This window comes from Rheinheimera pacifica (genome assembly GCF_024809855.1).
Classification (GTDB): Bacteria; Pseudomonadota; Gammaproteobacteria; order Enterobacterales; family Alteromonadaceae; genus Alishewanella; species Alishewanella pacifica_A.
The window spans coordinates 187,554-212,834 of record NZ_JANUEM010000005.1; the positions used below are offsets into that span (position 1 = coordinate 187,554).

General features: G+C 48.2%; 25 protein-coding genes. 13 read left to right on the forward strand and 12 right to left on the reverse strand.

The window, feature by feature from the left end:
* Positions 1 to 19: 19 nt before the first annotated feature.
* From M2404_RS09505 to queC, 3 genes are all read right to left on the reverse strand, one after another.
* On the reverse strand, positions 20 to 1,882 hold the full coding sequence (locus M2404_RS09505) for a DUF885 domain-containing protein (RefSeq protein WP_259239487.1): 1,863 nt from the start codon (positions 1,880 to 1,882) through the stop codon (positions 20 to 22).
* A gap of 231 nt (positions 1,883 to 2,113) precedes the next feature.
* A complete protein-coding gene (locus M2404_RS09510) occupies positions 2,114 to 3,352 on the reverse strand; it encodes a dicarboxylate/amino acid:cation symporter (RefSeq protein WP_259239488.1) in 1,239 nt (412 codons plus the stop codon).
* 94 nt (positions 3,353 to 3,446) lie between these two features.
* Positions 3,447 to 4,115: a 7-cyano-7-deazaguanine synthase QueC gene (queC, locus tag M2404_RS09515; protein WP_259239489.1), complete on the reverse strand. Its 669-nt coding sequence runs from the start codon at positions 4,113 to 4,115 to the stop codon at positions 3,447 to 3,449.
* Between the two features lie 113 nt (positions 4,116 to 4,228).
* Here queC and queE point away from each other — a divergent pair, with 113 nt between their 5' ends.
* Complete coding sequence (gene queE, locus M2404_RS09520) at positions 4,229 to 4,894, forward strand: 7-carboxy-7-deazaguanine synthase QueE (RefSeq protein ID WP_259239490.1); 666 nt, start codon at positions 4,229 to 4,231, stop codon at positions 4,892 to 4,894.
* Positions 4,895 to 5,308 carry a hypothetical protein gene (locus tag M2404_RS09525; protein ID WP_259239491.1) on the forward strand — a complete coding sequence of 138 codons (414 nt, stop codon included), beginning with the start codon at positions 4,895 to 4,897 and terminating at the stop codon, positions 5,306 to 5,308.
* Here the strand turns inward: M2404_RS09525 and M2404_RS09530 are convergent.
* Positions 5,299 to 5,877 carry an LON peptidase substrate-binding domain-containing protein gene (locus tag M2404_RS09530; protein WP_259239492.1) on the reverse strand — a complete coding sequence of 193 codons (579 nt, stop codon included), beginning with the start codon at positions 5,875 to 5,877 and terminating at the stop codon, positions 5,299 to 5,301. The genes M2404_RS09525 and M2404_RS09530 overlap by 10 nt on opposite strands.
* A 77-nt stretch (positions 5,878 to 5,954) precedes the next feature.
* Between M2404_RS09530 and M2404_RS09535 the strand changes: the two genes are divergently transcribed.
* On the forward strand, positions 5,955 to 7,154 hold the full coding sequence (locus M2404_RS09535; RefSeq protein WP_259239494.1) for a DNA recombination protein RmuC: 1,200 nt from the start codon (positions 5,955 to 5,957) through the stop codon (positions 7,152 to 7,154).
* Between the two features lie 12 nt (positions 7,155 to 7,166).
* Here the strand turns inward: M2404_RS09535 and M2404_RS09540 are convergent, their stop codons facing one another.
* The 4 genes from M2404_RS09540 to bepA are packed head-to-tail and all read right to left on the reverse strand — an operon-like array spanning position 7,167 to position 9,989.
* Positions 7,167 to 7,586: a DUF2069 domain-containing protein gene (locus M2404_RS09540; protein WP_259239495.1), complete on the reverse strand. Its 420-nt coding sequence runs from the start codon at positions 7,584 to 7,586 to the stop codon at positions 7,167 to 7,169.
* A gap of 3 nt (positions 7,587 to 7,589) precedes the next feature.
* Entirely contained in the window at positions 7,590 to 8,168 is a 579-nt protein-coding gene (gene wrbA / locus M2404_RS09545) for an NAD(P)H:quinone oxidoreductase (RefSeq protein WP_259239496.1), read from the reverse strand.
* Positions 8,165 to 8,512 (reverse strand): arsenate reductase (glutaredoxin), encoded by a 348-nt coding sequence (gene arsC / locus M2404_RS09550; RefSeq protein ID WP_259239497.1) that lies wholly within the window; start codon positions 8,510 to 8,512, stop codon positions 8,165 to 8,167. Before arsC ends, wrbA begins: the two co-directional genes overlap by 4 nt.
* 31 nt (positions 8,513 to 8,543) lie before the next feature.
* On the reverse strand, positions 8,544 to 9,989 hold the full coding sequence (gene bepA, locus M2404_RS09555; RefSeq protein ID WP_259239498.1) for a beta-barrel assembly-enhancing protease: 1,446 nt from the start codon (positions 9,987 to 9,989) through the stop codon (positions 8,544 to 8,546).
* A gap of 206 nt (positions 9,990 to 10,195) precedes the next feature.
* On the opposite strand from bepA, the gene M2404_RS09560 reads away from it, so the two are divergent.
* On the forward strand, positions 10,196 to 11,269 hold the full coding sequence (locus M2404_RS09560) for an AI-2E family transporter (protein WP_259239499.1): 1,074 nt from the start codon (positions 10,196 to 10,198) through the stop codon (positions 11,267 to 11,269).
* Between the two features lie 22 nt (positions 11,270 to 11,291).
* On the opposite strand, the gene M2404_RS09565 is transcribed toward M2404_RS09560, so the two are convergent.
* The 4 genes from M2404_RS09565 to M2404_RS09580 all read right to left on the reverse strand — a co-directional run bounded on the left by M2404_RS09565 (position 11,292) and on the right by M2404_RS09580 (position 15,577).
* The gene (locus tag M2404_RS09565; RefSeq protein ID WP_259239500.1) at positions 11,292 to 13,328 is read right to left on the reverse strand and encodes a TonB-dependent receptor family protein; all 2,037 of its coding nucleotides are present in this window, start codon (positions 13,326 to 13,328) and stop codon (positions 11,292 to 11,294) included.
* Positions 13,329 to 13,332: 4 nt separating this feature from the next.
* Positions 13,333 to 14,439: a PQQ-dependent sugar dehydrogenase gene (locus tag M2404_RS09570; protein WP_259239501.1), complete on the reverse strand. Its 1,107-nt coding sequence runs from the start codon at positions 14,437 to 14,439 to the stop codon at positions 13,333 to 13,335.
* A 132-nt stretch (positions 14,440 to 14,571) separates the two neighbouring features.
* On the reverse strand, positions 14,572 to 15,036 hold the full coding sequence (gene bcp / locus M2404_RS09575; RefSeq protein ID WP_259239502.1) for a thioredoxin-dependent thiol peroxidase: 465 nt from the start codon (positions 15,034 to 15,036) through the stop codon (positions 14,572 to 14,574).
* A gap of 13 nt (positions 15,037 to 15,049) precedes the next feature.
* Entirely contained in the window at positions 15,050 to 15,577 is a 528-nt protein-coding gene (locus M2404_RS09580; protein WP_259239503.1) for a glycine cleavage system transcriptional repressor, read from the reverse strand.
* A gap of 179 nt (positions 15,578 to 15,756) precedes the next feature.
* Here M2404_RS09580 and dapA point away from each other — a divergent pair, with 179 nt between their 5' ends.
* The 9 genes from dapA to M2404_RS09625 all read left to right on the forward strand — a co-directional run bounded on the left by dapA (position 15,757) and on the right by M2404_RS09625 (position 25,281).
* Complete coding sequence (gene dapA / locus M2404_RS09585; RefSeq protein ID WP_259239504.1) at positions 15,757 to 16,641, forward strand: 4-hydroxy-tetrahydrodipicolinate synthase; 885 nt, start codon at positions 15,757 to 15,759, stop codon at positions 16,639 to 16,641.
* A gap of 30 nt (positions 16,642 to 16,671) precedes the next feature.
* Entirely contained in the window at positions 16,672 to 17,730 is a 1,059-nt protein-coding gene (gene bamC, locus M2404_RS09590; RefSeq protein ID WP_259239505.1) for an outer membrane protein assembly factor BamC, read from the forward strand.
* 91 nt (positions 17,731 to 17,821) lie between these two features.
* Positions 17,822 to 18,538: a phosphoribosylaminoimidazolesuccinocarboxamide synthase gene (purC, locus tag M2404_RS09595; protein ID WP_259239506.1), complete on the forward strand. Its 717-nt coding sequence runs from the start codon at positions 17,822 to 17,824 to the stop codon at positions 18,536 to 18,538.
* Between the two features lie 85 nt (positions 18,539 to 18,623).
* Positions 18,624 to 19,682 (forward strand): DUF2066 domain-containing protein, encoded by a 1,059-nt coding sequence (locus tag M2404_RS09600; RefSeq protein ID WP_259239507.1) that lies wholly within the window; start codon positions 18,624 to 18,626, stop codon positions 19,680 to 19,682.
* A complete protein-coding gene (gene hda / locus M2404_RS09605; protein WP_259239508.1) occupies positions 19,682 to 20,377 on the forward strand; it encodes a DnaA inactivator Hda in 696 nt (231 codons plus the stop codon). The genes M2404_RS09600 and hda overlap by 1 nt, the downstream gene beginning before the upstream one ends.
* A 125-nt stretch (positions 20,378 to 20,502) precedes the next feature.
* Positions 20,503 to 21,483 carry a phenylalanine--tRNA ligase subunit alpha gene (gene pheS / locus M2404_RS09610; protein ID WP_068235781.1) on the forward strand — a complete coding sequence of 327 codons (981 nt, stop codon included), beginning with the start codon at positions 20,503 to 20,505 and terminating at the stop codon, positions 21,481 to 21,483.
* A 15-nt stretch (positions 21,484 to 21,498) separates the two neighbouring features.
* Entirely contained in the window at positions 21,499 to 23,886 is a 2,388-nt protein-coding gene (gene pheT, locus M2404_RS09615) for a phenylalanine--tRNA ligase subunit beta (RefSeq protein ID WP_259239509.1), read from the forward strand.
* Between the two features lie 2 nt (positions 23,887 to 23,888).
* Positions 23,889 to 24,185: an integration host factor subunit alpha gene (ihfA, locus tag M2404_RS09620; RefSeq protein WP_068235786.1), complete on the forward strand. Its 297-nt coding sequence runs from the start codon at positions 23,889 to 23,891 to the stop codon at positions 24,183 to 24,185.
* Between the two features lie 154 nt (positions 24,186 to 24,339).
* Positions 24,340 to 25,281, forward strand: a complete 942-nt coding sequence (locus tag M2404_RS09625) for a YbgA family protein (RefSeq protein WP_259239510.1) — start codon at positions 24,340 to 24,342, stop codon at positions 25,279 to 25,281.

Genomic DNA, 25,281 nt, shown 5'->3' on the forward strand with positions numbered 1-25,281 from the left:
TGCTGGGGCAAGTAGGTGGTCAGGGCAGCTCATGCGCTATTGTTGTGTTAAGTGTTTGAGTGTCAGCTGCTATCCAATCATCAAGGCGCTGTCGTAACAGATGCAGCGGTAGTGCAGCGCCACCTAGTATCAGATCATGAAAGGCCCGGACATCAAATCGTTCTTGAAAATGTGCTTCAGCTTGCTGGCGTAAGCTTAAGATTTCATTCATGCCTATTTTAAATGCTGTTGCTTGCCCGGGAAACATCAGATACCGCTGTACCTCGGCAACAATGGCATTATCATTTATCGGTGTATGAGCTCGGAAATAGTCGATAGCCTGCTGCTCTGTCCATTGTTTTGCATGTAAACCTGTGTCTACCACCAGGCGGACCGCGCGCCAGATTTCAGTCATTAAACGACCGAACTCATTATACGGTTCCTGATAGGCACCCATCTCTTTCGCCAGAAACTCTGCATAGAGTGCCCAGCCTTCAGTGTATACTGTAGAACGGGCCACGCGTCGAAAGGTAGGCAAGTGTGTCAGTTGCTGAGCTACCGATATTTGTAAATGATGGCCTGGCAGCCCCTCATGATATGCTATGGCTTCCATTTCCGGTTTAGGCATTGCAGCCATATCAATCAGATGCGCATAGTAGACACCTGGTCTGGAGCCATCAGGAGTACCTGCCATGTAATGTTGGGCGGCACCAGCTTGCTCGCGGTAGGCTTCTACCCTCCTGACTTCAAGTGTTGTACTGGGTAGTAGACCAAAGTACTCCGGCAGTTTTTGTTTCATTTTTGCCAGATAAGTGCTGGAGTCGGCTAGATAAGCTTGTCTGCCCTGATCGGTATTGGGGTAGAAAAAACGATTGTCCTCGCGAATAAAATTAAAAAAATCGGCCAGAGAACCGTCAAATTTCAGCTGTCGCTTAAGCTGTTCCATTTCTGTAGTTAAGCGGCTGACTTCGTCTAAGCCCAACTGATGTATCTGTTCGGCTGTCATAGAAGTGGTGGTATGAAATGCTAACTGATAGGCATAGTAGTCTTTGCCATTTGGCCGCTGCCAAATACCGGTGTTAACCTTTGGAGCTAATAGCAAACTTGCCTGACACCAGTCTATCAATTGTTGGTAGGCCGGAGCAACATGCCGTAGCAAAGCTTGCTCTGCAGCTTTTATCAAGGTTTGGGCTTGTTCGGTGTTGATAAGGGCCTGCTGCTGTAACGCTGCAATTTTTGACATGCTATCTTGCCATAAAGGTGACTCCTCACCTTGCGTAAAAGGCTGGCCGCTGATCAGGTTTTGACTTTGCTGCGCAATAGCCTGTAGCGCAAAAGCTGGATAAATGACGCCATGCTTCTTATTAGCTTCTGCCCGCGCAGTCAATTGACTGATGGCGGTACCGAGATGATTGAGTCGGCTAATGTAGTCTCTCATATCCTGTTCGTTTTCAACCCGGTGAGAGGTGATGATAAATTGTGGCAGGGAGGTGTGTAGTGAGAACATTTGATTAAAAATATAATCGGAATGTCTAAAGATATGCCTCTGCTGTATAATTTGCTGCTGATACAGCCAAAGATCGTAAGATGTTTTGCTTTCTTTATCGAGCAAATGAGGATTGAAGGACTCGACCATATGGGTGCTGACTTTATTAAACCAAGCATATTGCTCGATTAGAGCTTGTTCACTGAAGTCATCAAGCTTGTCGTAGTGCAGTTTTGAGCCTGATCGTGTCATTTGCATCGGGCTAAACGAGAGCTGCTGTCGGTATATTTCTTCAAACCAATTATTTAGTCTGGTGCTCTCTTGTTGAATAGCCAGCTGTTGAGCTGACTGAGTGTGAGCGTGTGCACTGTAACATAGCGCAGCATAGAGCATAAAACCGAAAATGCGAGCTTTCATCTGGTTCAATCCTTTACAGAGTTTTAGCCACTCTTACTTTATAATGGGTTGACTGACAAGATGATTCTGATGGTTACAGCAAAATTGTCGATATTAGGAAGGCCAAACTGACACCACCTGGTTGGCTAGGTGTTACGCGACTACCCCGGTATCGTATCGCTGCTACCTGAGGTACCGTTTAGCCTTTCGCAATTATCTCGGTGAAGGTTATGCACCTTCTGGAAAATCAGGTTAGCGATGTTGTTGTTTCTGTTGGGGGAAGCTTTCTGAGGTCACCAAACCTTCAGAGCGGCCAATCACCAGTGCTACCATAGTATCGCCTGTTACATTGGTGGTGGTGCGCATCATATCGATAATCCGGTCTACTGCGGCAATAAAAGCAATACCTTCAATGGGTAAACCCACCACGCTTAACGTTACCGTTAGCATAACCATTGCCGTACCCGGTACACCTGCAGTGCCAACAGATGCTAATGTTGCAGTACCGGCAATCAGTAAGTAATCGAAGGCGGTAAGATCGATACCATACAGATGGGCAATAAAAATGGCGGCAATGGCCGGGTAAATACCGCCACAACCGTCCATATTAATGGTTGCACCTAATGGCAGTACAAAACTGGCATAATCTTTTGATACACCTAAGTTTTCGGTTACCACTTTATGGCTTACCGGCAGGGTGCCGTAACTGCTGGCGCTACTGTAGGCTACCAGTTGTGCCGGTAAAATGGCTTTAAAGTAATCGCGTACACGCATACCACCAAACAACTTAACCAGGCCGCCATAGGTAAATACGATATGGATAATGCAGGCCAGATAAATAGCCAGAATAAACTTGCCCAGTGGCAGTAAGGTGTCCAGGCCATAGTTACCTACCACCCAGGCCATTAAACCAAATACGCCAAGCGGGGTTAGTTCCAGTACCATGCGGGTGATCTGATACATAATATCGGCACCGGACAGCAGTACTTTTTTCATCGGTGCCGCTTTTTCGCCAATTTTATTAATGGCGATACCCACTAAAGCTGCAAAGACAATAATCTGCAGAATATTACCGTTTACCATAGCTGCCAGCGGGTTAGTAGGAATAAGGTTGGTTATCACATCGGCTACCGGTGGAATGTCGCGCGGTTTTATCTCTGCAGCAGTTAATTGTACGGTATCGCCCCAGTTCACCAACGAGCCTACTGTTAAGCCAATTAAACTGGCAATAAAGGCCGTTAGCAAGAATAAGCCCACGGTTTTAAATGCCAGCCGCTGCATTTTGCCACTGTCGGCCAGTGAGGTAATACTGCTTATCAGGGCAAAAAATACCAGCGGCACTACCAGCATACGAATAGCGTTGATAAAGAAGGTGCCTAACGGTTTAAATATCGTGGCCGTTTCGCCCAGCAGGACACCGGTAGTAACACCCAGCAGTAAGGCACCCAGTACTCTTTGCCAGAACGGAATTGCAAACCAGAAAGCCAACATAAAACAGCGCCAAAATTCAATTTTACGCCATTATAGAGACAACAAAAGCGGCAACAAGGCCGCTTTTCTATATGTTATAACCAGTTGTGCGGTATTAGCTCAGGTTTTGCTCATATGGCAGTGGATCTGTAACGTTATTCAGCGTAAAGGCTTCTAACCGCTCCTGGCAGGAGCCGCACTTACCGCAGGCTTTTTCGCGGCCGTTGTAGCAGGTCCAGGTTTTACTGTAATCCAGCCCCATTGCCAGGCCATCAGCCAGGATCTCTATTTTGGTTTGTGCCAGATAAGGGCTGATGATATCGACCGGTTCGTAGTTGGCTATCTGGCAGACATCATGCATTTTTTGCACAAATTCCGGCCGGCAGTCGGGGTAAATAAAATGATCGCCCGAGTGTGCTCCGTAATATACCTGCGATGCGCCCAGCGATACCGCGTAACCTACCGCCAGCGACAGCAAAATCATATTGCGGTTGGGTACTACGGTAGACTTCATATTATCTGCAGCGTAATGGCCTTCAGGAATATCAATATTGTCGGTTAATGAAGAGCCCGCCAGCAGTTGGTTAATCGCAGAAATATCAACAATTTTATGCTTGATACCCAGTTCCTGACATACCTGTGCGGCGCACTGCAGCTCTTTTACATGGCGCTGGCCATAGTTAAAAGACAAAGCGTATACATCATGGCCGGCCTGCACAGCTTTGTGTAACACAGTGAAGGAATCCATCCCTCCGGAGTAAATCACTACAACTTTGTTCGGCATAGCAGGCTCTCTCTTGTATAATACGGCTTAAATTTTCTGTAAATGCTGCCGGCCCTGAAGCCGGGCGCGCATTGTACTGTAATTCAGCCACAGGCTAAAGGGCAAAGCACAGAGTGTATAAAGTTAACGAGGTTTTTGAAACCATTCAGGGCGAGGGTAGTTTTACCGGCGTCGCAGCTATTTTTATCCGGTTGCAGGGCTGCCCGGTAGGATGCAGCTGGTGCGACACCAAACACACCTGGGATATTAAAGACGAGCTGGCAAGGCCGCTGGGCGATATTGTGATCAAAACTGCTGAGACAGAGCACTGGGCAGGGGTTACGGCTGAGGATTTGCTGGCACTGTTTGCTAAAGAAGGCTATCAGGCTAAGCATGTGGTTATTACCGGTGGTGAGCCGTGTATGTACGACCTTAACCCTTTATGCGAATTGCTGCACCAACATGGCTACAACACGCAAATTGAAACCAGTGGCACTTTTGCTGTTCAGGCACCCGCGCAAACCTGGGTTACCGTATCACCTAAGGTGAATATGGCTGGTGGCTATACCGTATTGCAAAGTGCGCTGGACAGAGCCAATGAAATTAAACACCCGATAGCAATGGAAAAACATGTCGATGAATTGCGGCAGTTATTGCAACATACTGATACTAAAGCTAAGCTGATTTATCTGCAGCCTATCAGTCAGCAGCGCCGTGCCACAGAACTGGCAATAGCAATGTGTAAAAAATATAACTGGCGGCTTAGTGTACAGGTGCATAAATATTTAGGGATCAGCTAAATGCCACAAAATATTGAGCCGTTTTTTCAGCGTTATGCCGACGCCTATTCCAATTACCAGCTATCGCCTTTGCTGGAGTTAGTCTCGTTGCCGTGCATGTTATTAGCCGATGAAAGCAAAATAATGTTTTCTGAGCCTGAAAGCCTGCGCCAGTATTTTGAACAGCAATTTGAACAGTACCGCGAGGTAGGGGTAAGCCGGGTAAGTTTCCGCCTGCAAAGTCAGGTGCGGTTGTCAGAAAGCTTAAGGTTTGTCAGTTTGTACTGGTATTTCTATGGTAAGGGCGATCAGGTGTTGTTTACCTGCCATACCTCTTATACATTGCAGCCACAGCAAGGAAACTGGCAATTGGTTGCCTTAGTAACTGACGACGAGCAAGCGGCTTATCAACGGGTGCGTAACGCTCAGGCCTGATGCGACAACCAGGCTTGTAAGCTGTCCAGGCACGGTGCCGGGCTGTTTTCCTGCGCCAGTTGTTGTTTAAGTGCAGGCTGCATAGGAATAAGCTCCAGCCAGCGTGATGCCAGCCAGGCGGCGTCAGTATATTTAGGCGTTGGATATAGCTGCTTTATAGCCGGGTATTGCTGTAATAGCTTTTGCAATTGTCTGATAAGCGGGGTGTACTCTGCATTAACATCTGTGGTTGCCCAATTTGCCATAGGTTCGGTTTTTGCAACGTGCAATTGATCAGGCTCTTGCCAGCGTTTAGTAATTTTTACCCGTTCAATGCCAGCTATGGTAATACCCAGCAAGCCATCCTCCAGTTGTTCAAAATCTTCAATCTGCACCCGCGTTGCCAGTGGTAAAATACGATCAGCATGCTGCTTGCTGACATAAGGGTTAATTTGCGCCAGGGCAAAATCGCGTTTACCGGCACTGGCTTCGCTTACCAAACGTATATAGCGTGGCTCAAATACCCGTAACCGCATACGGCCTTCAGGTAAAATAAAACTGTTTAGCGGAAATAATGCCAGTTCTTTCATAGTGCTGCTGATAAAGTTGTATAGTTGCCTGTTATACGTAACATGAGCGGCAATGGTTTGGCAGCAGCAGAGGTTTTATGACACTACAACACTGGATTTATCTGATAACAGCGGTGCTGACACTAAATATCGCGTTATTACTACTGTTATTATTACGCCGTGCGCCGGGCAGTGGCCTGGCTGAACAACTGGCTCAGCATAAGCTTGAGCTGGTGCAGCAGCAGGGGCAGTTTCAGCAACAATTGCTGGAACAACAGCATTTGCAGCGCCAGCATTTACAACAACAGCAGCAAGAGCATTTGCTGCAGGTATTACAAAAAATAACTGACACCCAGCAATCAGCCCGTTTTGAGCTGAGTAAAAACCTGCAGCAGCAAGCGATTATGCTGGCAGAGCAGGTAAAGCAATTAACACAGAGTATTGATCAGCGGTTAAAAGACATTGCCGGTCAGGTAGAGCGCCGTTTAAGTGAAGGTTTTGAAAAAACGAATCAAACCTTCACCGATATTGTTAAACGGCTGGCGTTGATTGATGATGCGCAGAAAAAAATTACCGAGCTGTCTACTAACGTTGTCAGCCTGCAGGAAGTATTGGCTGATAAACGCTCACGCGGTGCTTTTGGTGAAGTACAGTTAACCGCGCTGATCCGTAATGTAATGCCCGAGCAGCATTTTTCACTGCAGCATACGTTGAGCAATGGTCGTATTGCCGATTGCGTACTGTTTTTACCCAAGCCCAGCGGTAACATTGTTATCGATGCCAAATTTCCGCTGGAAAGCTATAAAAAGATGACCGAGCCACAATTTGGCCCGGAAGAGCGCAGGCTGGCGCAGCGCCAGTTTAAGCTGGATATTAAAAAACACATTAACGATATTGCCGATAAATACATTATTGCCAATGAAACCTCGGATGGCGCAATTATGTTTTTACCTGCCGAGGCTATTTTTGCTGAGCTACATGCCTATCATGCCGACATTGTCGAAGAAGCTTACCGGCGCCGGGTGTGGTTAACCTCGCCAACAACGTTAATGGCCGTACTAACCACGGCCCGTAGTGTGCTAAAAGACGACGCGACACGCAGGCAAATTCATTTAATTCAGGAACACCTGATTAAGCTGGCAGAAGATTTTGACCGCTTCCGTGGCCGCTTTGATAACCTGGCGAAGCATATTGATCAGGCTGCGACTGACGTAAAGCAGATCCATACGTCAGCGCATAAAATAAGCAGCCGTTTCAGCCAGATAGAAAAAGTGGAATGGCTGGAAGAACGCGATTAACCGGTGAAAGTATTATTGCCTGGGGTCGTCTTTGAGCTTGGGTATTTTTAGCCCGAGCTCCTGGCCACGATGGCGGGCATAGTAAGTACAACCGACAAACATCAGGCTGGCCAGCACCAGTTCAATTACTGACAATAGCTGATGCATACCGCTGCTTACCCACAGGTTGGTCAGGCTGTGCAAAAAATAAATCATCACAATAAAGTTAGCCCAGGCCATGGTATAAGCATGGCCTTTTACAATGCCATACAAAGGCAGCCACAGCGGCAGCCAGAGTAAAGCAAGTAATACATAGGCATTACCCATTTGTGGTGGTGAAAGCCATAAAATCCATAGTGGTTGTAATAACCACAAACCAAAAAAACCAAGCCGGCCCAGTAATAAGTAGCGTGTTGTTTTAGCCGACATCGGCGTAGTACTGCCTGGTTGCATAATTTATAACCTGTGTTGTTTTAATTGCAGGCTTAACGTAGCCAGCCGTTTACCAAACGCGATGGCCAGCCGTTGTTCATCTACGCTGAGTTTGTCATCGCTGTGGTGGCCGCTGACATGCGTAGGGCCGTAGGGAGTGCCACCGGTTTGCGTTTGGTGCAGCTCTGGCTCGCTATACGGAATACCTGTTAGCAGCATACCATGGTGCAACAGTGGCAGGCTCATGCTAAGCAAGGTAGCTTCATTACCGCCGTGCATACTACCGGACGACGTAAAAACACCTGCAGGCTTGTCAATTAACTCACCTTTAAGCCAGACACTGGTGGTGCTGTCCCAGAATGCTTTGGCATCCGCTACCATATTGCCAAACCGCACCGGGCTGCCAAAGGCCAGGCCGTCGCAACCGGCTAGTTCTTTAACATCTACCAGTGCATGGCGGCTGGCGTGTTGTTTGTCCAACGGTGGAATACAACGCACCAATGCTTCGGCGCCGCTTTGTTGTACGCCAATAGCAATTTTGTCTGCCAGTGCCGCTACTGCCCCGTGGCGCGAATAATACAAAATCAGAACGCGGCAGCTCATGATAGTAACGGCAGAATATTACTGGCCGGACGGCCAATAACGGCCTTATTGCCCTTAATAATCACCGGGCGCTCAATCAGTTTGGGGTGTTGTGCCATAGCAGCAATCAGTTGCTGTTCGCTCAGGGCCATATTGTCCAGCCCCAGTTGTTTGTATTCTTCTTCTTTATTGCGCAATAGTTGGCGGGCCGGCATAACCAACATACCCAGTAAAGTTGTTAGCTCATCTGCAGTTAGTGGGGTTTTTAAATATTCGACTACCTCAACAGCTTGTGCCTTTTGTTGCAGCAGATCTAGCGCTTCACGGCTCTTTGAGCAGCGTGGGTTATGCAAAATTTTTATCATTAGTGGTTCCTGTTGCGGCAGGGCCTGAGCGCTACATACGCTGCAGGCGGTTAAATTCGGCCTGTAGTTGTTTTTTCTTTGCTTCCAGCCGGCGGTTTTCGAGCTTTTGCTCCGGCTTAAGATGATTTAATGCTTCGTTAAGATCATCAATGGCTTTGGGGTAGTTAGCCATCTGGTAAGCTAAATCGGCTCTGGCTTCATAGTATTTGCCAAAATCCCCTAATGCTTTGTAGGCATCTGACAGTAAATCATAGGCCAGTATGTTGTCATTTTTGTAGAACAGCAGGCTTTTCAGCAAATGAATTGCCAGATGGTGACCATCTGATTTCATCGCCGCATTGGCATAGTTTAGCGTAACTACCTGATTATTTGGCCGCAGCAGGTATTGCTGTTCCAGCATATCAAGACAAAGCTGATACTCTTTTTGCCCTAATAAAATGTCAGTATAAACATCAATGTAGTATAGGTTATGCTCGTCTTTTTCCAGCAACTGTTCAATAAGTTTACGGGCTTGATCCAGTTTACCGTTGTCAAGCAAGGTTATGGCCAGGCCGTATTGGTTAGCTTTGGTATTACCCCCGGGCTCGCTCAGTTTTTTGCGGAAGGTATGCTCGGCGTCTTTTTTATTGTAATGATAACGCGCCAGTACTCTGGCTTTACTTAACGTAAAATCCTGGCTGTCGGGAACAAAGCGCTGCGGGAATTGCTCTGCCCGCATCCGTGTGTCGCTTACCCGGTTTTGCGATAACGGGTGGGTTTGTAAAAAAGCCAACTGCTGACTAATAAAACGGTTTTGCTCTGTCAGTTTACGAAAAAAATTAGGCACGGCATAAGGGTCAAAGCCGGTATCTGCCAACACCTGCATACCAATGCGGTCGGCTTCCTGCTCGTTACTACGGGTAAAGTTTATTGCACTTTGCTGCGCAGCGCCCTGGGTTGCCATCATCGCCGCCATGCCAGCTTCCGGGTTAACCGTAGCCAGTACAATAGCACCTAATACGCCAGCCAGCGTTAACGGGGCTTTTTGGCTTTGTGCTTCAACAAAACGGGCAATATGGCGCTGCGTTACGTGGGCAATTTCGTGCGCCATAACAGAGGCAAACTCACTTTCAGTATCTGCAATGGCCAGGGTGCCGGTATGGGATGCGATATTGCCGCCCAAGGTAGCAAAGGCGTTTATGTTTCTGTCTTGCACCCAATAGAATTTAAAGGGAAAACGTACATCGTTAGAGCGCGCGACTAAACGGTTACCCAAAGAATTTATATATTCGTCAAGCAGCGGATCGTACACCATAGGCAAACTGCCACGGGTTTGGCGCATCATTACATCGCCAAGCTGTTTTTCTTTATCCGGTGTAATGACGCTAAAGCCATTGCCACCCAAATCCGGCAAGCTACTGGCAGCGCATACTGAGCTAATCAGGCTGGCTGCAAACAGGCAGGATGTTAAAGAGTTGATTACTGCTGAAAATTTCATGATAACAACGCCCGGGCTCTTCTGTGTGTCAGATCAACAATGCAGACTTTGTCTGCTATTTTGCTGATTAGTTCCAGTGTTTGTGTCGTGCTAATTTACCATATATTTTGTCAGCTCAGAGTGTTAACTGCCAAATTATCTGTGATCTTCGGTATACTCAAAATACGACAGCAATTGTTTAACCCCCTGTAACACGGAGTAATAATATGCTGGACTGGCTGAAAAAATGGTACGCCAATAAGTTTTCTGACCCTCAGGTTGTTACGTTATTCCTGTTATTGCTGATCGGCTTTATGGCCATTTACTGGCTAAGCGGTATTTTGGCACCGGTGTTGGTGGCCATTGCCTTTGCCTACTTGCTGGAGTGGCCTGTGGTACGGCTTTGCAAGTTAGGTTTGTCACGAGGTGTCAGTACCATTGCGGTGGTGGCTGGTTTTGTTGGCCTGGCTACACTGACCCTGATGTGGATTATTCCCATTTTCTGGTATCAGGGGCGTAATTTACTGCGCGATTTACCACAGATGATAGATCAGGGCCGTGCTTATATGCTTGAGCTGCCTGAAAACTTCCCCGGTATTGTCAGTGTTGAACAGGTGAATATTTTAATGCATTCAGTTGATGAGCGGGTGATGGCCTTTGGCCGTAATATGCTGGAGTTGTCGCTGGCTTCTATTGTTGATTTGGTGGCGCTGCTGATTTATCTGGTATTGGTGCCGCTAATGGTATTTTTTATGCTTAAAGATAAAGCGCAGTTAACTGCCAGTTTTGCCCGGTGGCTGCCAACAGAGCGTAAGCTTATTACCCAGGTGTGGCATGAAATGAACACCCAGATCATGAACTATATCCGCGGCAAGATTCTCGAAATTCTGATTGTTGGTACGGTTAGCTATGCTGTGTTTGCGCTGTTTGGGCTGAACTACCCGTTGTTACTGGGTGTGCTGGTAGGGTTGTCAGTGTTAATTCCCTATGTTGGTGCCGCAGTAGTAACCTTGCCGGTAGCATTGGTGGCGTTTTTTCAGTGGGGGCCAACAGCCGAATTCGGTTATCTGATGCTGGCATATGGCATTATTCAGGCGCTGGATGGTAATTTGCTGGTGCCGTTGCTGTTTTCTGAGGCGGTAGATTTAAACCCGGTATTTATTATTATTGCTGTGCTGTTTTTTGGCGGTCTGTTTGGTTTTTGGGGTATTTTCTTTGCCATTCCGCTGGCATCACTGGTTAAAGCCACTATTAATGCGTGGTCGACCAGAATACATCCATACTCTGAGCCGACCGATTAGCAGCCAACCAATTAACACCCGGTTACCAGTTGTAGCCGATGCTGATACCGGCACTGAGCTGACGGCCCGGTGCCGGTTCAATGGCCCGGCCATTGCTCTGGTTTACAATAACTGAACCCACATAATCTTTATCGCTGACATTATCCAGTACCAGCCAGTAAGCCAGGTTAAGCTGTTGCCATTGCTGGCTGTGGCGCGCACTAAGTGAGAATGTCAGTGCAGAAGGGGCACTGTTGCTGTTGGCATCATCAATATACACCTGGCTGCGATACTGGCTGTGCAGGGCAAATTCAGTGTTGTCCTGCCAGGGTTGTACGGCCAGTTGCCAATGTAGCTGGCTGTCGGCTATGCCTGGTAAACGTTTGCCATCCAGGCCGGCATCAGCAAACTTTGCCGACAGATAACTGGCCGTAAGTTGCTGGCGAAAATAAGCATTAGTTTGCCAGTTAAGTTGCAGCTCAGCACCATGGCGCTCGGTTTTAGCGGCATTACGGTAACTGGTTCTGCCACCCGTGTTGCTGTCAACTAACAGCTCATTTTTACTGTCAATGCTAAAATAGCTCAGGCTGGCGCTTAAGCTGTCACTTAACCATTTAAAACCGCTTTCCCATTGCCGGTTTGTACTGGCGTTTAACGCCAGATTCACGCCGGTATCGTCGGTCTGGTAAGCAATTTCTGCCAGAGTAGGGCTTTCAAAGCCGGTACCTGCACTGACAAACCAGCTAAGCCCCGGCGCAATACGATAACTTAACCCCAGCGCAAAGGCATCGTTGTAAAACTGTTTCACGCCGCTGTCATCAGGGTTTTCTGGCAAAATAAAGCGATCGGCAATACTGAGTTTTAATTCACTGTAACGCCAGCCACCCTGTACCTGCCACAATGCTGCCGGTTGCCAGTTAAAGCGGACAAAGGCATCGGTGTTATCGGCACTGTCGGTCTGGTCGCGACGTAAATCGCCGCGCTGCCCAAAGTCATTAACAAAACCCAGGCGCTCATCGTCGCTTTGTACCAGGCTACCGCCAGCACGTATGCTGTAGTTATCACCGGCCAACAACCGGTAACTGCCATTAATACCTTTAAACTTGCGTTGCAGCACCACTTCGCCACCGGCAGAGGATAATGCGCTGCCGGTAAAGGCCAGACGTTGGTTTACATGGCGGTCACCAAGCCAGGTAGCCAACTGCCAGCGGTCCGGATCATCATAGGCTGATAAACTCAGGCTCAGCTGGCGGTGGCGGCTGTTTTTTTCGGTATCAAACTGTTCAGCTGCGCTGTCTGTTTGCTGTGGGTTTTGCTGCCAGGCGCTCAATGTTATGCCAAGTGGGTCCTGCAGAGTAGGATCACGGGCGTAATCAAGCCGGGCGCTAAGGTTGACACTGTCAGCCAGCAGCGTTTTATACAATAGCTGCGCCTGCTGTTTTTCTGCGCCAGAGTGCGGCCGATAGCCATCGGTGCGAAACTGTTTTATTGCCGTGCTTAAGCTGTGATCACCGCTAACCCAGTCAGCCTGCAACTGGTATTGGCGGTGTTGCTCGCTGCCTGCCACACTGGCAGTAACAGCGTTTTGCACCGGTGTGCGGCTGTACAATGAGATAACGCCCCCCGAAGCATTACCATACAGCGCTGCCAGCGGGCCTTTTAGTACTTCTACCTGCGCTACGCTGTCTAGCAAAACGCTGGATAACTGACCCTGGCCATCAGGCGTAGACAGCGGTATACCGTCTTGTTGCAGGTGCAGGCCACGAATGCCAAAAGCACTACGGCTACCAAAACCACGGATACTGACACGGGTGTCCTGGGCAAAATTAGCTCTGCTATCTGCCTGTACTCCGCTAATGGCGCCAAATATCTGCGCGCTGTCGATGATAATCCCTTGCGCAGGCAAAGGACTAAGCTCTACCGAAGCTGCACTGCTTAACCATGCTTCTGGTTGAGCAGAGGCACTAATCACAATAACTTCGGTTTCTTCAGCGTATAAACTGTGGCTGAGCAGGCATGGCAATGCCAGTACCAGCGCCGGCAATGCCGGTTGGCTGGCAGTAGATTTTACTTTTTTCACCGGACTATTTCGCCGGTGTTAAACGTAATAACTGGCCGTCAGAGCTGTCAGTCAGTAAGTAAACGGCACCATCCGGCCCTTGTTCAACGTCACGGATACGGTGGCCAATCATAATACGTTCTTCGTGGTTTACTTTATCGCCATCAAGCTCCAGGCGCACCAGTTGACCAAATTTTAATGAGCCTACCAGCATGTTGTTTTTCCACTCACTGAACAGATCTGCGGTGTAAAATATCAGGCCACTTGGTGCTATGGACGGTACCCAATAGTGTAACGGTTGCTCAAGGCCATCCTGCTCTGTTTTGCCAATTACACCGCCGCCGTACTCTTCGCCGTATGTGATCAGCGGCCAGCCGTAATTTTTAGTCGGCTCGGCAATATTAATTTCATCGCCGCCCTGAGGGCCGTGTTCATGTGTCCACAGTGCGCCGGTTTGCGGGTGCAGTGCCGCACCCTGAATATTACGGTGGCCATAAGACCAGACTTCCGGCCTGGCTTTGCTGTCTTTAATATAAGGATTGTCTTTTGCCGGTGTACCATCGGTATTAATGCGGATCACTTTACCTATGTGGTTGTCCAGCTTTTGTGCCTGATCGCGCTGGCTGCCACGATCACCGGTGGTAATAAACAATTCGCCGTTCTTATCAAATACCAGGCGGCTGCCAAAGTGATGGTTGCTTTTATATTTTGGCTGCTGGCTAAAAATCACTTTTACGTCAGTCAGTTTGTCGGCGCCTAACTTAGCGCTGGCCACTGCAGTGCTGTTACCATCTGCGCCAGGTTCGCTGAAACTAAAGTATATAGTGTTGTCGGCAGCAAAATCGGGTGACAATGCAACATCCAGCAAGCCGCCCTGACCACGGGCATCAATATCAGGTAAACCTGCCAGCGGCGCACTTTTGTTACCTTCTGCGTCAACAATCAGCATACCGCCATTACGCTCTGTAACCAGTACTTTGCCGTCAGGCAGGAAAGCCATCCCCCAGGGGTGTTTCAGCCCGGAGGTAACACTGCTTACGGTCAGAGGCGTTTTTTCCGTTGTCAGATCCGCAGCCTGTGTAGCCGGAGCTATTGTCAGAGCAATAAGCACTGCCATTAAATGTTTTTGCATGTGGTACTCCTGTAAAGATTGGATAATCAGCGATTAATACAAATTGACGGTAAAAACCATAGCAGGTTACGCCATGCACTACGGCAAAATTAAGACCAACTACAGTGCAGGCACGGCGTATTGTTAACAGGGTTAGCCTAAATAATTTAACACCACCTGATGGTGATCTTTGGTTTTAAAGCTATCAAAGACTTTTTCTACCTTACCATCCTGAGCAATTAAGAAACTAATGCGGTGTAAACCGTCATAGATTTTGCCCATAAATTTTTTCTCGCCCCAAACACCAAAGGCATCAGCAACTTTATGATCTTCATCGGCAAGCAGTGTGAAATTTAACTGGTCGCGCTGGGCAAATTTCGCCAGCCGGGCAGGGGTATCTGTACTGATCCCTACCACGGTTACGCCTTTAGCTGCCAGCTCGGCTTTACTATCGCGCAAAGCACAGGCTTGTACGGTGCAACCCGGTGTCATTGCTTTGGGGTAAAAATACACTAGTACCCGCTGTTGTTTTAGCAATGCAGATAACTGTACCGGATTATTCTGTTGATCTTGCAGGGTAAAGTCAGGTGCGTTAGCACCAGCACTTAAATAGGTCATTAGGCACTCCTTTTCAGGTTTGGGCATGAAAACTGCCGGTTAAATTCATGGTTTGCATTAATGCTGTAATGTCTGCTTTTATCTGCTCTGGCTGCTCGCCTTCAGGTAACTCCAGTGTCATCAGCGTATGCATTACGGTTTGGTTACTATCGGCACCGGGCCGGCTTTCTGATTGCAGGGAGCCAATGTATACCTGCCGGCTTGCCAGTAAGCCGGTAATCGCGCCAAGGGTACCAACCCGGTCCGGCCCGGTATATTCCAGCACATAGTGTGCGGCTACCGGTTTGCGCTGATGGGCACTGGTACGTTTGGTCATGGTGGTCAGATCAAGTTCCAGCCCCAGGCTGGGCAATAAATATTCTATCCGGCTAATAGCAGCAGGATCGCCGGACAACAGCATAATAAACGTAAATTCGCCGCCAAAAATAGCCATGCGGCTATCAATAATGTTGCAATTACAGTCGGTAACCAGACGCGCCAGTTTACTGACTATACCAGTACGATCGGTTCCGATGGCGGTAACAACAAGTTGTTGTGACATAATAAAATCCCGGCAGAAACATAAAACAGACTAAGTAAAACAGTGCGCGGCAGTGTAGCACACGGCGGAAATATTTCATCCCCGGGCACCAAGTTGCAATAAGCATGGATCCATTCTTGTGTTTGCTGCCTGCTGTCTTTAACATAGGCGCCCTTAACATAAAAAGGGTTGCGCTTTACATGTTTACAGGAAGCTGGGTTGCACTGATAACGCCGATGACGGCTCAGGGCGAAATTGATTACACAGGCTTAACTGCGCTGGTTAATTTTCATTTGAAAAATGGCACTCAGGGCCTGGTAATAATGGGTACTACCGGAGAGGCTGCCACTATTGCTTTTAATGACCAACTACAGGTTATTGCTGCGGTATGCAAACAGGTTAATGGCGCTATTGCTATTATTGCAGGTAATGGCGCTAATGCCACTGCAGAGGCGGTAGAGCGCACTAAAGCGTTATCAAAATTACCCATCGACGGTTTTTTAACGGTAACGCCGTTTTATAACAAACCCATGCAAAAAGGCATGGTATTGCATTTTAATGCGGTGGCACAGGCGACAGACAAGCCGGTATTACTGTACAACGTACCTGGCCGTACCGGAGTAGATTTATTACCTGAAACAGTAGCCGAGCTGGCAAAAACAAAAAATATTGTTGGTATTAAAGAAGCTACAGGTTCAATGCAGCGTTTAGCTGAGTTACAGCAATACTGTCCGGCTGATTTTGCGCTGTTAAGTGGTGATGATGCCTCGGCAGCTGAATTTATGCTGCAAGGTGGCCATGGTGTTATTTCTGTTACCACTAATATAGCTCCGCGTTTAATGGCAGACTTATGTCATGCCGCCACGCAGGGCCAGCGTGCAGAAGCTGAAGCAATTGATCAGAAGCTGCAGGCACTGCACCACGATTTATTTATTGAAGCTAACCCCATTCCAGCCAAGTGGGCATTGCACAGAATGGGGCTGATAGGTTCTGACATGATGCGCTTACCACTAACGCAGCTGGAACCAATTCATGCGGCAGTAATCGAACAGGCATTAAAGCAGGCTGATATTGAGCTGCCATAATGCATAGCGTTATTTATTAGGAGTAGTTAAGTGCAATATTGGGCCAAAAGTAGTATTGCTGCCAGCGTGTTGCTGGCAGGTTGTTCCATGTTTGACAACAGTCAGGTTGATACCGGCAAAGAGCAGCGCAGCCTTGAAAGCATTAAAGTGCCGGCTGGCTTACACCAACCCGCCAGGCCAGGCCAGTTCGATATCCCAGCTACAGACGCCCCAGCGGTTGATGTTGAAATAAAAGCACCATCTCTGGTGTTGGCAACGGCGTCCAGCAGCCGGGTAGAAGAGGGCGAGCGTTTGGCACGCGTCTGGTTTGACCGTAACGATTTTACCGGCGATTTGATCCCCTTTTTGCAGCAGGCTTTAACGGCACAATTTGCAGAGAAAGGTGTAACCCTGCAGCAAACGGACGAAAAAGGGCTGGAGTATACTACCGGCTGGATAACGCGCTCAGATGAAACCGGTTTTTGGTTTTGGAAGTCAGCTACTGCAACCGAACAGGCCCGGTTTAAATTGTTATTTGAACCACGCCCACATGGCCGCTCTGCCAGTTTAACGGTAACGATGCTTGAACATGAACATTTTGTTGCCGAAAGCAAACTGGCTGGCCGCGAAGCACATCGCCAGGAAGTGGCGTTACTAAACCAGATTATTGACCGGGTTGGCAAAGAGGAAATTGCGGTTGCACTGGCAAACAAGGCCAAAGCCCCCGATGTTTCTGTTGAACCAGGCTTAGATAAAGACGGTAATGCTGCTTTATTAAGCAGCCAGTCAGTTGATGTGGTGTGGTCGCAACTTGAAGCGGTATTTGCGGCATTAAATTTATCAGTAACCGATATGAATCGCTCGACATTTACCTATTATTTGAGTTACCAAAAACCGACACAGAGCTTTTGGAGCAGCATTTGGGGTAAAGATGCACCCATTCAGTTACCATTACAGGACGGTGAATATCAACTGGTGCTGAAGCGTAATGACAATGGCACGGCCATTATTATGCAAAACAGCAGTGGCGAAGCGCTAAGCCCTGAAACCGTGCTGACATTACATGAGCCGTTCGTACAGGCTGTACGGCAGGCAAGGGTTGAGCTTTAATTACAAAGCAAACAGAAAACGCAGTTGAATAAAGAGCAAAGATCTTTATACTCTGCGGCTGAATTTTTCGCTGCGCGGCTGGAGTTTTAGAATGGTTCAGAAGACAACCGAGTTATACCGTGGTAAGGCTAAGACGGTATATAACACAACAGATGATAACTTGCTGGTGTTACACTTTCGTAATGATACTTCAGCTTTTGATGGTGAGCGTATTGAACAGCTTGACCGCAAAGGAATGATCAATAACAAGTTTAACTATTTTATTATGCAAAAATTGCAGGCTGCCGGTATTCCTACTCAAGTAGAAAAACTGCTGTCTGACGATGAAGTGCTGGTTAAAAAGCTTAAGATGATCCCGGTTGAATGCGTAGTACGTAATTTTGCAGCCGGCTCTTTGGTGCGCCGTTTGGGCGTAACTGAAGGTATGGCATTAACTCCGCCCACTTTTGAACTGTTCCTGAAAAACGATGCGCTGCATGATCCTATGGTAAATGAGTCATTAGCCGTATCTTTTAACTGGGCAACTGAAGCGCAATTGGCAAAAATGAAACAACTTACTTTTAAAGCCAATGAAGTATTAGCTGCGCTGTTCGATGCAGCCGGTATGATGCTTGTTGACTTTAAACTGGAGTTTGGTGTTTTTAACGGCGAAATTGTGCTTGGCGATGAGTTTTCACCGGATGGCTGCCGTTTATGGGATAAAGCTACCCGCAAAAAGCTGGATAAAGACCGGTTCCGCCAGGGGCTGGGGGGCGTGGTAGAAGCCTATGAAGAAGTGGCTAACCGCCTTGGTGTTAAGCTGGATTAAAGACTAAGTTCGCGATAAAGCCACCATAAGGTGGCTTTATTCTTTATAAAGGTATTTTTCCGGTACTGGCCAGAGGTTGCATCTGATGAAACACTATTTTTTGCTGATTGGATTTTTACTGGGCATTTTTTCGGCGCAGGCCGCTTTTGCTACTCAAATCGCCGGTTTATATCAGGCGGGTGTAGATTCTGCCACATCAGGCAATGAATGGCAGCGCCAGGCGCTTGCACAGGTGTTGGTGCGTGTCAGTGGTAAAGCTGAAGTAACAGAGTTACCCCAGGTTAAAGCTGAACTGGCCAAAGCAGCCAGTTATGTTAAACAATTTGAAAATGTGCGCCAGGCTGGCGGCAACCGGATGCGCGTATTGCTTGATGCTGATAAAGTAAACCAGTTGCTACAACAGCAGGGTGTGCCGGTGTGGGGCGCATTACGGCCTGATACATTAATCTGGCTGGTAGAGCAAAACGGCGCAGAGCGCCAGTTCGTGCGCCAGAGTAGCCATCAACTGAATGTTGCAATGCAGCAGGCATTTCGCCAGGCGGCTTTGCCATTAATGCTGCCATTGTATGATATGGATGATTTGCTTAATTTAGCAGAAACAGACGTTTGGGCAGGTTTCTGGCAACCTGTTGTTGCAGCCAGCAGCCGTTATGGCGCTGATGTTGTGATTATAGGCACAGTGGAGCGCCAGACAGTGGATGGCACAGAGCAGCTGCGGCTAAACTGGCAGCGCCAGGAAGACGGCCGGACCTTACGTGAGGAAATTACTGCCGCTGATGAAGCCACACTGATGCAACAGTTTACAAGAGTATTGGCAGCTCAACTGTCAGAGCGTTATGCCAGTGTATTATCGGGTGAAAACGTAGGGCAGTTTGTACTGCAAGTACAACAGCTCAGCGATCTGGCCGATATCGTGCAGGTGCAGCGCTTATTACAACAGGTTGTTGGCGTGTCGCAGGTAACTGTAAGCAGCTATCACGCCGGTGTGGCGCGTTTTACTGTACAGGCCGGTATTTCTGCTGACGGCTTGCTTAATGCTTTGCGGTTCAATAAACAGTTACAACCGCAATCCGCTGGCGATGCGATAGCAACGGATGAACCGGCGCAACCAACGCTGGCGACATACCGCTATCTGAGGCCCTGATGCAACCGCTACAATATACGCTGGCGGTAACTTTGCCGGAAGATGAAACGCTCGACAGTTTTTATGCTGCCGGGCAAACCGCTGCGGTCGCATTTTTAAAAAACTATCTGCAAAAGCCGGCTAGCCAAAGCCCGGTTTATTTGTTCGGAGCCAGTGGCAGTGGTAAGTCACATTTGTTATACGCTGCCTGCGTACAGGCGCAAGAGCAGGGGCTGACCAGCCAATTATTGGCGCTGGATGACTGGCGGCTGCTAAGCCCACGTTTGCTCGATGATTTAGAGCAGCTTGATCTGGTGTGCCTGGATAATATTCAGGCTATTGCCGGTGAGTTAAACTGGCAAACTGCGGTGTTCGATTTATATAACCGCATGGCAGAGCAGGGTAAAGCCCTTATTATTGTTGGCAATGAAGCGCCGCAGCAACTTGGCCTGCAACTGGCCGATTTGGTCTCCAGGCTGCAGGCTTGCACCGGGTTTCAGCTGCGTTTGCTTACCGATGACGACAAGCACAAGTTGCTACAGCAAAAAGCCCGTCTGCGTGGCATGGAGCTACCGGATGAAGTGGCTCGTTATTTATTAAACCATCAGGATCGTGACATCCGCGCTTTGGTGTCTACTCTGGATAAACTGGATAAAGCCACCATAGTGCATCAGCGTAAGCTGACCATTCCCTTTGTTAAAGAAATCCTCAGTTAATCCGCAATATTATTTCAGCCCGCTTTTTAGAAAAAATGCCTTAACAGCCTGCGTTTAGCGCTAATTCTGGTGTATCATTGGCGGCTTTGACACGATTTAACCCCCTAGCTGCTTTGAGGACACGCATGAACCTAACAGCAATATTGGAAAACGCCTTGCAGGCCGTTGCCGGCGCCGCAGATATTCCGGCACTGGAAACTATCCGGGTCGAGTTTCTTGGTAAAAAAGGCAGTATTACTGAATTATTAAAATCCCTCGGTGCGATGGACCCTGAACAGCGCAAACAAGCCGGTGCTGAGATCAACGAACTAAAACAACAGGTGCAGGATGCGTTAAATGCACGGCGCGATCTGCTGCAAAATGCCCAGCTGGCCGCCAAACTGGCGCAAGAGCAAATTGATGTAACCTTACCGGGCCGCATGCTGGAAACCGGTGGCTTACACCCGGTTACCCGCACTATTGAGCGTATTTCGGCGTTTTTCGCTGAACTTGGCTTTGAAGTAAAGCAAGGCCCGGAAATTGAAGATGACTTTCATAACTTTGATGCGCTGAATATTCCGGAACATCATCCGGCACGGGCTGATCACGATACCTTTTATTTCAACCCGAAACTGATGCTGCGCACTCAAACCTCCGGCGTGCAAATCCGCACTATGGAGCAACAACAGCCACCACTGCGCATTATTTCGCCTGGCCGTGTGTACCGTAACGACTACGACCAAACGCATACGCCGATGTTTCATCAGGTTGAAGGCTTAATGGTCGATACCAAAGTCAGCTTTACCGAGCTAAAAGGCATACTGCACGACTTTTTACATAACTTTTTTGAAGAAGACTTACAAATCCGCTTCCGGCCATCATTTTTCCCGTTCACCGAGCCTTCAGCTGAAGTGGATGTAATGGGCAAAAACGGCAAATGGTTAGAAGTACTGGGCTGTGGCATGGTGCACCCCAATGTTCTGCGCTCTGTAGGTATTGACCCTGAAGTGTACAGCGGCTTTGCTTTTGGTATGGGTGTAGAGCGCCTGACTATGTTGCGCTACGGTGTTACCGACTTGCGTGCCTTCTTCGAAAACGATTTACGTTTTTTAAAACAGTTCAGATAAGCGGAGTTAATTTAGATGAAATTCAGTGAAGCCTGGTTACGCGAGTGGGTAAATCCAGCCATTGACACCAACACCTTATCTGAACAGCTGTCTATGGCTGGCCTGGAAGTTGACGGCATTGAAACCGTAGCCGGTCAATTTCATGGCGTGATGGTGGGTGAAGTGGTTGAGTGCGGCCCGCATCCGGATGCCGATAAATTACAGGTAACCAAAGTGAGTATTGGCGGCAGTGAGCTGCTGGATATTGTGTGTGGTGCAAAAAATTGCCGTAAAGGCTTAAAAGTGGCAGTGGCTACCGTAGGCGCCGTATTGCCGGGCGACTTTACCATTAAAGCTGCTAAGTTACGCGGCCAGCCTTCAAATGGCATGCTGTGTTCATTATCTGAGCTTGGTATGGCAGATGATTCAGATGGCATTATTGAACTGCCGCAGGATGCACCGGTAGGCCAGGATATCCGCCAGTATCTGCAACTGGACGACCGTATTATTGAAGTAGATTTAACACCAAACCGGGCTGATTGTTTAGGTATTAAAGGCCTGGCGCGTGAAGTGGGTGTGTTAAATAAGCAAGCCGTAAGCGAGCCACAGATCACCCCGGTTGCTGCTGTAATAAGCGATAAAAAAGGCATTACGTTAAGTGCGCCTGATGCCTGCCCGCGCTATTTGGGCCGTATTGTACGTAATGTAAATGTACAGGCACCAAGCCCGTTATGGCTGACTGAAAAACTGCGCCGTTGTGGCGTGCGCAGCATTGATGCGGTGGTTGATATTACCAACTTTGTGTTACTGGAGCTGGGCCATCCGATGCATGCCTTTGATCTGGCTGCTATTGATGGTGATATCAATGTGCGTTTGGCTGAAGAAGGTGAAAAGCTGGTATTGCTGGATGAAAGTGAAGTAACACTAAAAGCCAACACCCTGCTGATTGCTGATAACAGCAAAGCACTGGCGATGGCTGGTGTGTTTGGTGGTTTGCACAGCGGTGTTACCGCACAAACTAAAGACGTATTTTTAGAAAGCGCGTTTTTTGCCCCGCTGGCCATTGCCGGTAAAGCACGCCAGTACGGTTTACACACTGATGCCTCACACCGCTACGAGCGTGGTGTTGACCCGCAACTACAACATGCTGCAATGGAGCGTGCAACTGCTTTGTTACTGCAAATTTGTGGGGGCGAAGCCGGGCCTGTTGTTGAAGCAGTATCTGAATCTCATTTACCCAAAGTGGCAGATATCAGCCTGACTGAAGCCAAGCTGGCGCGTATTTTAGGTATTAGCATTGCAAAAGCCGAAGTAACAGCTATTTTCAGCCGGTTGGGGCTGAATGTCAGTGAAACAGCCGATGGCTGGCAGGTTAGCGTGCCGGGTTACCGCTTTGATATCAGCATTGCTGAAGATTTAATTGAAGAAGTTGCCCGGGTATACGGTTACAACAGTATTCCGAATGTTGCACCGCAAGCTGCACTGAAAATGCGCAGCTTTAACGAGGCAGAGCTGAATGTTCAGCGTTTGCGCACGGTGCTGGTAGACCGCGGGTATCAGGAAGCCATAACCTACAGCTTTGTTGACCCTAAAGTGCAGCAGCAGCTGTTTCCACAGCAACCGGCACTGGTGTTGCCTAACCCTATTTCAGCCGACATGTCGGCTATGCGGTTAAATCTGTGGCCTGGTTTGTTGCAAACTGTGCAATATAATCAGAACCGCCAGCAAAGCCGTATTCGTTTATTTGAGTATGGTCTTAAGTTTATACCTGATGCTACAGCTGAAGGTGGTGTGCGCCAGGAAGCGGTGATCGGCGGTGTTATTGTTGGTTCAATGCACAACGAGCACTGGAATATGGAAAACCGTGTTGCAGATTTCTACGATGTGAAAGGCGATGTCGAAGCGCTGTTAGCACAAACATCTGCAAGCGGGCAGTTCCGTTTTGTTACTGCAGAGCACAGTGCTTTGCATCCTGGTCAAACTGCCGCGATTTATCGCGGTGATGTGTTAGCCGGCTATGTTGGTGCACTGCACCCGGAAGCCGAGCGTAAACTTGGCATTAAAGGTAAAACCTATCTGTTTGAACTTAATATGGCTGCGCTTGGTCTGCGTGATATAGTGCAGGCACGTGAGTTGTCTAAGTACCCTGCCAACCGGCGTGATTTAGCGGTAGTAGTAAAATCAGAGGTGCGTTTTGCTGATATAGCTGCTACTATAAAAAAAGTTGGCGGAAATCAATTAGTTGACCTAAAATTGTTTGACGTGTATACAGGGCAGGGTGTGGCAGAGGGTTTTAAATCGCTTGCCATTGCACTGACCTTGCAGGATATAGCGCGTACCCTGGAAGATAAAGATATCCAACAGTTGGTAAATCAAGTAGTTAACGCGCTTAGTGAAGAGTTCAACGCAACGTTGAGGGATTAAGAATGGCGCTTACCAAAGCCGATTTAGCAGAACGTCTGTTTACAAAATTTGGTGTTAGCAAACGCGATGCCAAATTAATAGTGGAAGCTTTTTTTGAAGAGATCCGCGCAGCACTAGAGGCCGGTGATCAGGTAAAGTTATCTGGCTTTGGCAACTTTGACCTTAGGGTTAAAAATCAGCGCCCTGGCCGTAATCCAAAAACGGGTGAGGATATTCCTATTTCAGCCCGTTGTGTTGTGACTTTCCGGCCGGGACAAAAGTTAAAATCCCGTGTTGAAGTTGGTACCAGCAAAAAATAAGCTAGTGTTATTCTGAATACTGAATAACAAAGCGGCAAGTTGCGCAGGCAACTTGCCGTTTTTTTATGCATATAATACCGCTCTGCAAAAAAATTCCGATCCAAACTGTTTCGCCTGCTGTAATTAAAGTAGGCTTATATTTAACGGCAATGTTATGGCAATAAAAGTAGGGATCAGCGCCTGCGTACTAGGCGAAAAGGTGCGTTACGATGGCGGGCATAAAGCATCTGCTTTTTGCTTACAGCAACTTGGCCCCTGGGTTGAATATGTAGCGGTATGTCCTGAAATGGCGATAGGTATGAGTTCGCCGCGTCCGGCAATCAGGTTGCAGTTAGATGCCGGGCATGGTGTTCATCTGGTGCAAAGCAATAACAGCGCTATTGACCACACTGTGGCCATGCTGGATTTTACTGAAAAAAAGCTGCCGCAGTTAGCTGCTCTTAGTGGTTATATTGTCTGCGCTAAATCACCCAGCTGTGGTATGGAGCGGGTAAGGTTATTTGATGCGGCAGGCCAGCAGCTTGGTAAGCAGGGGGTAGGCCTTTACACCCGCCAATTGATGCAGCACTATCCCTGGTTGCCGGTAGAAGAAGATGGCCGCTTATTTGACCCGGAGCTAAAAGAGAATTTTATCTGCCGGGTATTTAGTTGCTACGACTATCAGCACACTATGCAGGATGGTTTTTCTGTCGGTAAGCTGGTGGCATTTCACAGCCGGTATAAGTTTCTGGTTATGGCGCATAGCCCGGTAGCATACCGCGAACTTGGCCGGCTGGTTGCCAGTGCCAAACTATTTTCAGCGCAGGAACTACAGCAGCGTTATCTGCATGATTTAATGCAGGCGCTGAAAAATATCGCTACCCGTAAACAACACACCAATGTGCTGCAGCATTTGCAGGGCTTTTTAAAGCATGGTTTAACCGCTGTAGCAAAGCAGGAGCTGTCTGAGCTGATCCATCGTTACCGTCAGGGCTTTGTGCCGCTTATGGCTCCACTTACGCTGTTACAACACCATTTAAAGCAAGACCCTAACGCTTATATCAGCGCCCAGCGGTATTTTTCACCTTATCCGGAAAATCTTGGACTGAGGGCCTGA

Coding starts and splice junctions, on each gene's coding strand:
- M2404_RS09505 (WP_259239487.1), bottom strand. CDS start 1,882: ATGAAAGCTCGCATTTTCGGTTTTATGCTCTATGCTGCGCTATGTTAC.
- M2404_RS09510 (WP_259239488.1), bottom strand. CDS start 3,352: ATGTTGGCTTTCTGGTTTGCAATTCCGTTCTGGCAAAGAGTACTGGGT.
- queC (WP_259239489.1), bottom strand. CDS start 4,115: ATGCCGAACAAAGTTGTAGTGATTTACTCCGGAGGGATGGATTCCTTC.
- M2404_RS09525 (WP_259239491.1), top strand. CDS start 4,895: ATGCCACAAAATATTGAGCCGTTTTTTCAGCGTTATGCCGACGCCTAT.
- M2404_RS09530 (WP_259239492.1), bottom strand. CDS start 5,877: ATGAAAGAACTGGCATTATTTCCGCTAAACAGTTTTATTTTACCTGAA.
- M2404_RS09535 (WP_259239494.1), top strand. CDS start 5,955: ATGACACTACAACACTGGATTTATCTGATAACAGCGGTGCTGACACTA.
- M2404_RS09540 (WP_259239495.1), bottom strand. CDS start 7,586: ATGCAACCAGGCAGTACTACGCCGATGTCGGCTAAAACAACACGCTAC.
- wrbA (WP_259239496.1), bottom strand. CDS start 8,168: ATGAGCTGCCGCGTTCTGATTTTGTATTATTCGCGCCACGGGGCAGTA.
- arsC (WP_259239497.1), bottom strand. CDS start 8,512: ATGATAAAAATTTTGCATAACCCACGCTGCTCAAAGAGCCGTGAAGCG.
- bepA (WP_259239498.1), bottom strand. CDS start 9,989: ATGAAATTTTCAGCAGTAATCAACTCTTTAACATCCTGCCTGTTTGCA.
- M2404_RS09560 (WP_259239499.1), top strand. CDS start 10,196: ATGCTGGACTGGCTGAAAAAATGGTACGCCAATAAGTTTTCTGACCCT.
- M2404_RS09570 (WP_259239501.1), bottom strand. CDS start 14,439: ATGCAAAAACATTTAATGGCAGTGCTTATTGCTCTGACAATAGCTCCG.
- bcp (WP_259239502.1), bottom strand. CDS start 15,036: ATGACCTATTTAAGTGCTGGTGCTAACGCACCTGACTTTACCCTGCAA.
- M2404_RS09580 (WP_259239503.1), bottom strand. CDS start 15,577: ATGTCACAACAACTTGTTGTTACCGCCATCGGAACCGATCGTACTGGT.
- dapA (WP_259239504.1), top strand. CDS start 15,757: ATGTTTACAGGAAGCTGGGTTGCACTGATAACGCCGATGACGGCTCAG.
- purC (WP_259239506.1), top strand. CDS start 17,822: ATGGTTCAGAAGACAACCGAGTTATACCGTGGTAAGGCTAAGACGGTA.
- M2404_RS09600 (WP_259239507.1), top strand. CDS start 18,624: ATGAAACACTATTTTTTGCTGATTGGATTTTTACTGGGCATTTTTTCG.
- hda (WP_259239508.1), top strand. CDS start 19,682: ATGCAACCGCTACAATATACGCTGGCGGTAACTTTGCCGGAAGATGAA.
- pheS (WP_068235781.1), top strand. CDS start 20,503: ATGAACCTAACAGCAATATTGGAAAACGCCTTGCAGGCCGTTGCCGGC.
- pheT (WP_259239509.1), top strand. CDS start 21,499: ATGAAATTCAGTGAAGCCTGGTTACGCGAGTGGGTAAATCCAGCCATT.
- ihfA (WP_068235786.1), top strand. CDS start 23,889: ATGGCGCTTACCAAAGCCGATTTAGCAGAACGTCTGTTTACAAAATTT.
- M2404_RS09625 (WP_259239510.1), top strand. CDS start 24,340: ATGGCAATAAAAGTAGGGATCAGCGCCTGCGTACTAGGCGAAAAGGTG.